The following is a 7,990-nucleotide window of genomic DNA, read 5'->3' as shown; positions in this document are numbered from 1 at the left end:
GTATAATTCTCTCCTGGGTTTTCTGCTGCTGTAGCAACGGTAAGAACACGTCTTGCTCCAACCTCAATAAATACTCCTCAGACACCCTGGCCGCAGACAGCAAATCCCCACCGGTCATTACATAGGCCAGCTGCCCCGCTAAGAATTGGTCATACTCACTGACAAAGCCCCCCTGCTGCAGGGTGTACGCCATATGGTCTAGCACCGCTCGCCCCGGTTGCCCCAACACCCAGAAACTGTTACGGGCAGGCGGTCGATATCCAGCTCGGTCAAGATACAGCACCGCTTCTTTGGCCACATACAGCCGCTGATCGTTGTTCATCACCACCTGGGTATGGGCAGGCAAAAAGCCCAGCTCCATCGCCTCATAGGCACTGCCCGCCACCGTCGCCGTCGCCACTGTCTTAAAGGCTTGATTCAAGAATGGCTGAATATGGTGTGCCGTTCCACTCACCGCTTTTTGCGCCGCCCATTTTGCCATGCGGGTTGTGCCGGTCGCCCCAGGAATTAAGCCCACACTCAGCTCCACTAAGCCGATATAACTCTCCGCTGCGGCCACCACATGGGGACAGGCCATGACTAACTCACAGCCGCCCCCCAAAGCTCGCCCCTGCACCGCCGCGACAATCGGTTTATGAAAGTACCGAATTCGCTGCAGCAACGTTTGGAATTTCACTAACAAATCAGCAATCAGCTGCCAGTTGCTCGTCTGAGCCGCCGTCTCCATCTCCACCAGATTGGCACCTCCGCAAAAATGAGCACTGTGGTTGCCAATCACCAAGCCTCGATACCGATCGGTTTGGGTCAACATATCCAGAGCTGCTTGCAGTCCATCCACCACAGCGGTGCTGAGGGTATTGCCCTTAGAGCGAAATTCATATATCACCACGCCATCTCCCATGTCCCATAGGGCCGCGTCTAAATTCTCCCAAAGCTTGGTATTCCCAGTTTTAATCCGAGGTAGGTGTATCTCATCATCGGGCTGTTCGATAGGTTGTTGCCCCAAGGGTCCCAACACCGACTCCGCCATCAGTAAGCTGCTGGGTAAACTGTGCTGGCTGCGGTAAAAATGGCCCTCACCTGTGGCGGCCATCTCCTCAATCCACTCCGGCACCGCCAGCTTAATCGCCTGCATATCATAGAGCACCTGATGAAACCCAATGGTGTCCCACATCTCAAACGGTCCTAGCTGCCAGCCAAATCCCCAGCGCATGGCCCGATCCACATCTACGGGGCTGTCTGCAATATCTGGCAATCGACAGGCACTATAGCTCAGTAATGCCAGCATCGTCCGACGGAAAAACTCCCCTGCCCGCCCTGGTAATTTATAGAGCGCCCGGATACGGTCCACCAGGCTTGGCAGTTGAGAAACATTTTTTAATCCAGGCAAATCCAGCTCCCTAGGAGGCTCATAGGCAAATGTTTTAGGATTCACCGAGAGAATCTCTTGACCCACCTTTTTATAGAATCCCTGGCCGGACTTAACACCACGCGACCCTGTCTCTACGAGGGTCTTCAACAGCGTCGGTAATTTGAACATTTCCCGTTGTTCATCTTGGGGAATGGCTGGATAGATATTCTCAGCCACCTGTAGTAACGTATCCAAGCCCACCAGATCTGCTGTTCTAAAGGTGGCAGATTTGGGTCGGCCCACTAATGTCCCCGTCAGCGTATCAATCTCTTCTATGGAGTAACCATCCTCCGTGAGGGCATGAATGCCCAAAAATGTGGAAAATAGCCCAATCCGGTTGGCAATAAAGTTGGGGGTATCTTTGGCAACCACCAGTCCTTTTCCGAGATAGCTACGGCCAAACCAGGCCACCCGTATGAGGACATTAGGATCGGTCTCTGGTGTCGGAATCAGTTCCAGCAGCTTTAGATAGCGCGGTGGGTTAAAAAAGTGCGTGCCTAAAAACCGCCGTCGAAACTCTACAGACCGGCCTGCCGCAATCTGGGCAATGGGTAAACCGCTGGTATTGGTCGAAATCACAGTATCCGCACGCACCACCTGTTCTAAGCGAGCCATCAATTGCTGTTTCACATCCAACCGCTCTACCACGGCTTCAATCACCCAATCCACCTGACTCAGCCGGGCAAAGTGTTCATGGTAGTTGCCCAGCTCGATCCGGTGCGCCATATCTGGAGTAAATAACATGGGCGGCGAGAGTTTTTTAGCCTTCTTAAACGCGCCTTCCACTACCGCATTTTTGTTATCTTCTGGTGCAGGTAAATCCAGCAACAGCACTCGCAAACCTGCATTCGCCAAATGAGCCGCGATCTGGGTGCCCATAATGCCAGCTCCCAAGACAGCAGCCGTTTTGAAAGGAATAAACGTCATAATGAATCTCCTTAGCCCTTAAGCAACATTCGCTAACTTCCTACGCGGCAACTGCCGCCCAGGTTCAGTCTCGCTATATAGCGACTCAATCTCCTTGGCATAGGCCCGATACCGTCCTTCTCGGCTGTCCTCCACAGCCGCCTTTGCATCTACCAGGGCAAACCGTTTGATCGTTGACCAGTGGGATAAGCCAGTATTGACCTGATCGATCAGCGTTTGGACTTGCGATCGCAGCCCCCCTGACGGCTCACCTGGCCTCATTGAGCCAGCGCTCTCAATGAGGCCAGGAACAATCAACACACCACAAAACTTCTGCCCCGGCCCTACTATCAACGCCTGCTTGACCAACGGCGAACGCTCTAGCCGGGCCTCTATCGGTCCAGGGGCCACATATTTACCCGTAGACAGCTTAAACAGCTCTTTCTTACAGCCTCGCAGAGTGAGCAGACCATCCTCTGAAAACTTGCCTAAATCGCCCGTATGAAACCAACCATCGGCGTCGATCACAGCATCGGTCGCAGCCGGATTATGGTGATAGCCTTCCATGGTATAGAGGCTTTTCACTAAGACTTCACCATCACTAGCCAGACGCATTTCCACCCCTGGAATCGGGGCTCCCACGGTCCCTGAACGCAGCCAGCGATCGCGCGTATAGCTCAGAACAGAGCTGGTCTCTGTGAGACCATACCCCTGCTTCACCGGAAGTCCCACAGCATTAAAAAAGGTCATTACCTCAGGCCGTAGGGCTGCACCACCTGAGAGCAAATAGCGTATATTCCCACCAAAAGCTTGATGGATAGTCCTCAAAATACCATTCCTCAGCAACCAACGCCGCAAAAGAGACCTGGCCCCATGGGCGTGATCAGGTTGATAACGGTGAGCCCAATCCCAACCCCAGTTCAACCAAAAATGCCGTAAACCAGAAGACTGCCGCCGTGAGCTATTCAGACGCTCATACACTTTCTCAAGCAGACGCGGCACGGTAATAAAAATAGTCGGCTTAACCGTTGCTAAATGACGAAAGACACGTTTAGGTGAAGAAAAATAGATGCTATGGCCAAACCCAAAATGACCATAGAGAAACGTTCTCGCAAAAATATGATTTAGCGGTAAAAACGACAGAGCAACTTCCGGCGTCCCTGGCAACAGACCCGGCATACTGCTAAAGGCCGCCCAAATATTGCCGGTCAAGCTTTGGTGACTGAGCATGGCCCCCTTAGCCAGATCGCTAGCATCAGCGGTATAAACAATAGTCGCTAGATCCTCGGGATGCAGGGTATCTCTCAAAGATTGAACAGCCTTGGAAGAGAATCGATGACGGCCCTGGCAACGCAGATCTGTTAACGGTGTGACGACACAGTCTTTGTTCAAAAAGCCAGAGGCATTGCCAGGGTCAGCCTCATTCACAATAACAATCAGCTTAATCCTCTGAAGATAGCTATGGAGACGCTCTACCGTCCTCCACTCAGAAACGACTAATGCCTGCAGGCCATCAATAGGAACCGTAACCCACCCGGCGAGCAGGCTGCCCATATCGGCTAGCGCCCAGTATAGGCCATTTTCTAATAGCAGTCCTATCCGGATCGCGGCTTGAGAACGCCTATCCCATCGTATGTTCTGAGACTTTAATCCCAAGGCAAACTCTTCTGAAGCGTTTCGAAACTCGGTAAACGCATAGGTCTCCCAACCATGGCCAGACCAGTGGTTTAGGGCAGGGATAGGGTCATAGGCACAGCCCATATCCAAAAAATCGGGAATCGTATAGTGTAATTGCACTGTCCCCTGGGTTGCTGGAGCAACATACAGCGAACAGCAGTGACGACATTGACTAACCATCATTTTCAGAGAGAAAAACCTCTCCTGACATACATCAGAGCCTGAGCTTATATGGCCCTAGCAAACCACCCCGTGGAAGAGGAACGGAGCGAGACGGAGCACAGAGCCAACAAACCTGCGCTAAGCGTTTACAAAGTAAGTAGGTACTCCCAATTAGCTATCAGATATAGCAAAACACATGGGAACAGACTCAAAAGAGAATTTTGTGATGCAATGAAGTCAGCCACAGCTCGGGCGACAATTAGGCAAACAACACAATAGCCCAATGAGTCACGGCTTCACGACAACAATCTCAGCCCATCAACCAAGCTGTAGAACAACCTGGCCGAAATAGCTGTTTCTTTTACTACACCTATTATAGCGGGATCGCCTACTATACAGGGGATTGTCTTAATATGGCTGTAATATTGTCCTGTTAGGAGCCAACCTTAATCCGTCTGGATCTGCGCATCTAACCAGGTATTAATATCAGCCATAATATCAGCCTGATTACTCTCGTTATATAACTCATGGTAAGCTCCGTCATAGCCAATAAATGTCTTCTTGGTTAGGGATAGGTTCCTGAAAAAATCGTGGCTAGAACTATAGTCAGCGACTTTATCCGCGCTGCCGTGCAGCATTAAGAGCGGTACTGTTAACCGGTCTTGATGGTTATACAGTGACTGCACCGTTTTAAGAAATTCTGTTGCTAAGCGGGCAGTTCCTTTTTGGTGTCGCAGTGGATCATGGGCATAGGCAAGAACAACAGCGCGATCGCGTGATGGTAAGATCCGCTTAAGCCCCAGAGATAGGGAAAATCGGGGCCAGCCCAGGGATAGTAGCTGACCAATCTTTAGCCGCAGATTGGTCGTAGCGTGGGTCCCCAATGGGAGTGATGCGGCCACAATCCCTGCAATTTCTGGATACGTCGTTTCCCCAGAGACATGAGGGCTAGCCCTATGTAGAGCATAATCCAGCGCAATGATGCTGCCTAAACTATGGCTAAGTAAAAAGCAGGGCACCGTGGGATGCTGTGATTGCACCATCGCCACAAAGCAGGCCAGGTCATGGCGATAGTCTACCCAGCGATTAATGTGACCACGCTGCCCCGGCGACCGGCCATGACCACGTAAGTCATATCCATAGAGGGCATAACCTTCTGCAATCAAAGCTTTGACAACATTCTGAAACAGACCGCTGTGCCCGCCTAGACCGTGGACTAAAACAATGGTTGCTTTCACCGTGGATGTGGGCAACCAGCTTTGGTAGTAAAGGCTCAATCCATCAGCCGCTGTAAACATGCCATCTTGATGTTGGACAGTAATAGTGTGCCACTTTAGCTGAGACAGTCTTTGCTGAAAGCTCTCTAGAACCGGGCAGAGGGCCTGAGCAGATTTGGCACTGATCAGGCTTAAATCGTAGGGTGGCTGACTAATAGACTGGGCATAGGCGGGCAGCGAAACAGCATCCGTATCTGATGTTTGCGGCGTCTTTAAATATTGATCAAAAAACAACACACTCAAGCCACATAGATAGCTATCAATAATCGGTGGGGATGATTTGAAACTGGGTAGCTCTATCTGCTCTGCTAGCTTAAGCGAAGACAGCAATGTCCGCATATCATGGACATGGGATTTTCCCCGGATAACGGCTAAAAATCGTTGGCCAGCCAGGTGAGGAAACAGTTGCATGGGTTCTAGGGCCATGGGTGCGGTTTTATCTCGACTGCCGGTGGCGATGACCGTCGGGATGCTCACAGCCGCTAGCCCATCGGGACCAAACAATCCACTGCCAATGGGGTCAATGGTAAAAATAGCTTTGATGCGTGGATCATGAAGCCGCGTGTCTTGAGTCGGCAGCGAAAGCGCCCGACACTGCAGTAGCAAGGAGACGTTCAGGCTCTCAGAAAGCTGGTCACAGCGTTGGGCCAATCCCTCAAAGTCGATTGTGGCACCTGCTAAAGCTAAGGCGGTATACCCGCCAAACGACTCGCCCAGAATACCGATGTCAGCTAAATTTAACTGACCGTCATAGTCGCCCTCATTTAACTGTTCTAACTTATCTAATAAGGCACTAATATCTTGGGGGCGATCAAAAAAATCCTGAAGTGAGAAAATCTCATCGACGGTTCCCGCCAGCAAATTGCGAACCTGGTGGGTGTCGCTACCTGGATGCTGAGGCACCGCGACCAAATACCCGTGGGAAACGAGATGTTTGGCATAGTGGGCCATGGTTTGAGAATTGGCAGCCAAGCCGTGGGAAATGACCACAACAGAAATGGGGGACAAACGCTCTCCCACCGGTTCGTATAGCACCACCTTAAACGGCTGGGTAAATCGGCGTTGGAGGTGTAATACTCGCTGACGAATGCCGCCAGGACCGGGTAGCCGCGGATCGGCAGCGGGAACAGACTGACCTAACGATTCCTGCTGCATTAAAGATGTCAGTAAACTCAGCAGATCGTCCGTCGTATGCAATAGGAGGTCTATTTGCTTAGCGGTTTCTAACAAACGGTCAGTGCGCAGATTACCGGCTATCTGATACAGCAAACTCATAATGGATAGCTGATCGGCTCTAGTAATCTTTTGCACCAGAGCCTGACGGCCAGCGGCATCGTGGGGTAGCTGAATCAGCTGCTCTAATCGCTGTAATAGGAATTCGCCAATATCGGTTTGCAGAAATCTCTGTAGCGTCTGAGCATCTAGCCTAATTTGAGTTTGTAAAACCTCTTGACAGTGAGTTTGAGCTTGAGGGTCTTGACCATTGAGGTATAGCTCACATGTGCGCTGGGCCAGGTGGGGAAGCTGCCGCTGCTGCCACAGCTGGGTCACTCGCTGCCGTAATACATGCTGAACAGTAGAAGGAAAAAAGGCCATTAGAACCTCCCAGACAAGTTAACTTGTCCGTTCCTCTCCTAGCTTTATCATGGCGTAGGTATGGATAAATGGGGCTAAAACGATAGAGAGTTTAATAACACCCTATTTGCAATAATGAGCTTGAAAGAGCGTGGGGCTGGGTGCGATCGCAAAAACGCACCCACAACACAACTCATCTATTGCTTGAGCGCCACCCGTTTGGTCAAAATCACCATAACCTCATTAGCTCGCCCGGTGGAGATGGGTTTACTCCAGTCGTTGGGCTCGGCGTAGTGTTTTTTGTGCAGGTCTTGGATGGTGAGCCGTACCCCGATGAGGCTGCCAAACACCAGATGACGGACGGTTTCGTACTGATGATCGGGTAGCAGATCGGTGCCAAGCGGCAGCGTGGACGCAACTGCGTCCGAGATAATATCGACAAACATAAGCTTTGGTCTCCAAACGTTAGCGTTGTGAATCCCTGACCATAGCCAGAATTAGAAACCCGTAGAAAAACTACAGACTTCAACTGGGTCGTGGTTTAGGAAGAAACCAAAGCTCAAAGTTCAGCTACCCCGATTATGTGATGCAAACCGGGGCAGCAATGAGATAAAGTATCCCAAGCCTCGGACTGCTCGTACCAGCCGGGGTGAGCTGGCGGTTCGGTGGTCCTAACACCTGCCGCCAGTGCTAAATATTGAGCTTTGTAGTCATGCCCAGAAGGGCGTGAGAATTAAGGTACCGCTAACCTACTCGTAACGTCAAGCAAAAATGTTGCGGTTGATTACGAATCTAATGGACTACGCACGCCACGTCCGCCGCGATTCAGCACATGGGTATAAATCATGGTGGTCTTCACATCCTTGTGGCCGAGCAATTCTTGAATCGTGCGAATGTCATAGCCATTCTGTAACAAATGAGTTGCAAAGCTATGGCGAAATGTATGGCAGCCAACTTTCTGATGGATACCCGCTTGACGGAC

At 51.1% G+C, this 7,990-nt stretch carries 5 protein-coding genes; all 5 read right to left on the bottom strand.

Going from position 1 to position 7,990, the window contains the following annotated elements; all coding sequences use genetic code 11:
* On the bottom strand, positions 1 to 2,338 hold a 2,338-nt coding region (locus IQ260_RS23475; RefSeq protein ID WP_193995510.1), incomplete at its 3' end, for a 3-hydroxyacyl-CoA dehydrogenase/enoyl-CoA hydratase family protein.
* A gap of 18 nt (positions 2,339 to 2,356) precedes the next feature.
* Positions 2,357 to 4,114 (bottom strand): AMP-dependent synthetase/ligase, encoded by a 1,758-nt coding sequence (locus IQ260_RS23470; protein ID WP_322745030.1) that lies wholly within the window; start codon positions 4,112 to 4,114, stop codon positions 2,357 to 2,359.
* Between the two features lie 488 nt (positions 4,115 to 4,602).
* The gene (locus tag IQ260_RS23465; RefSeq protein ID WP_193995508.1) at positions 4,603 to 7,029 is read right to left on the bottom strand and encodes an alpha/beta fold hydrolase; all 2,427 of its coding nucleotides are present in this window, start codon (positions 7,027 to 7,029) and stop codon (positions 4,603 to 4,605) included.
* A gap of 176 nt (positions 7,030 to 7,205) precedes the next feature.
* Positions 7,206 to 7,454: a hypothetical protein gene (locus IQ260_RS23460; RefSeq protein WP_193995507.1), complete on the bottom strand. Its 249-nt coding sequence runs from the start codon at positions 7,452 to 7,454 to the stop codon at positions 7,206 to 7,208.
* 338 nt (positions 7,455 to 7,792) lie between these two features.
* On the bottom strand, positions 7,793 to 7,990 hold a 198-nt coding region (locus IQ260_RS23455), incomplete at its 5' end, for a tyrosine-type recombinase/integrase (RefSeq protein ID WP_193995506.1).

It is taken from the genome of Leptolyngbya cf. ectocarpi LEGE 11479 (assembly GCF_015207065.1).
Taxonomy (GTDB): domain Bacteria; phylum Cyanobacteriota; class Cyanobacteriia; order Phormidesmidales; family Phormidesmidaceae; genus Leptothoe; species Leptothoe ectocarpi.
The sequence above is the reverse complement of the archived record's forward strand: the minus strand, read 5'-3'. Positions and strand labels throughout refer to the sequence as shown.

What these genes read in the sequence shown, in the direction of transcription:
- IQ260_RS23465 (WP_193995508.1), bottom strand. Translation starts at nt 7,029, where the DNA reads ATGGCCTTTTTTCCTTCTACTGTTCAGCATGTATTACGGCAGCGAGTG.
- IQ260_RS23460 (WP_193995507.1), bottom strand. Translation starts at nt 7,454, where the DNA reads ATGTTTGTCGATATTATCTCGGACGCAGTTGCGTCCACGCTGCCGCTT.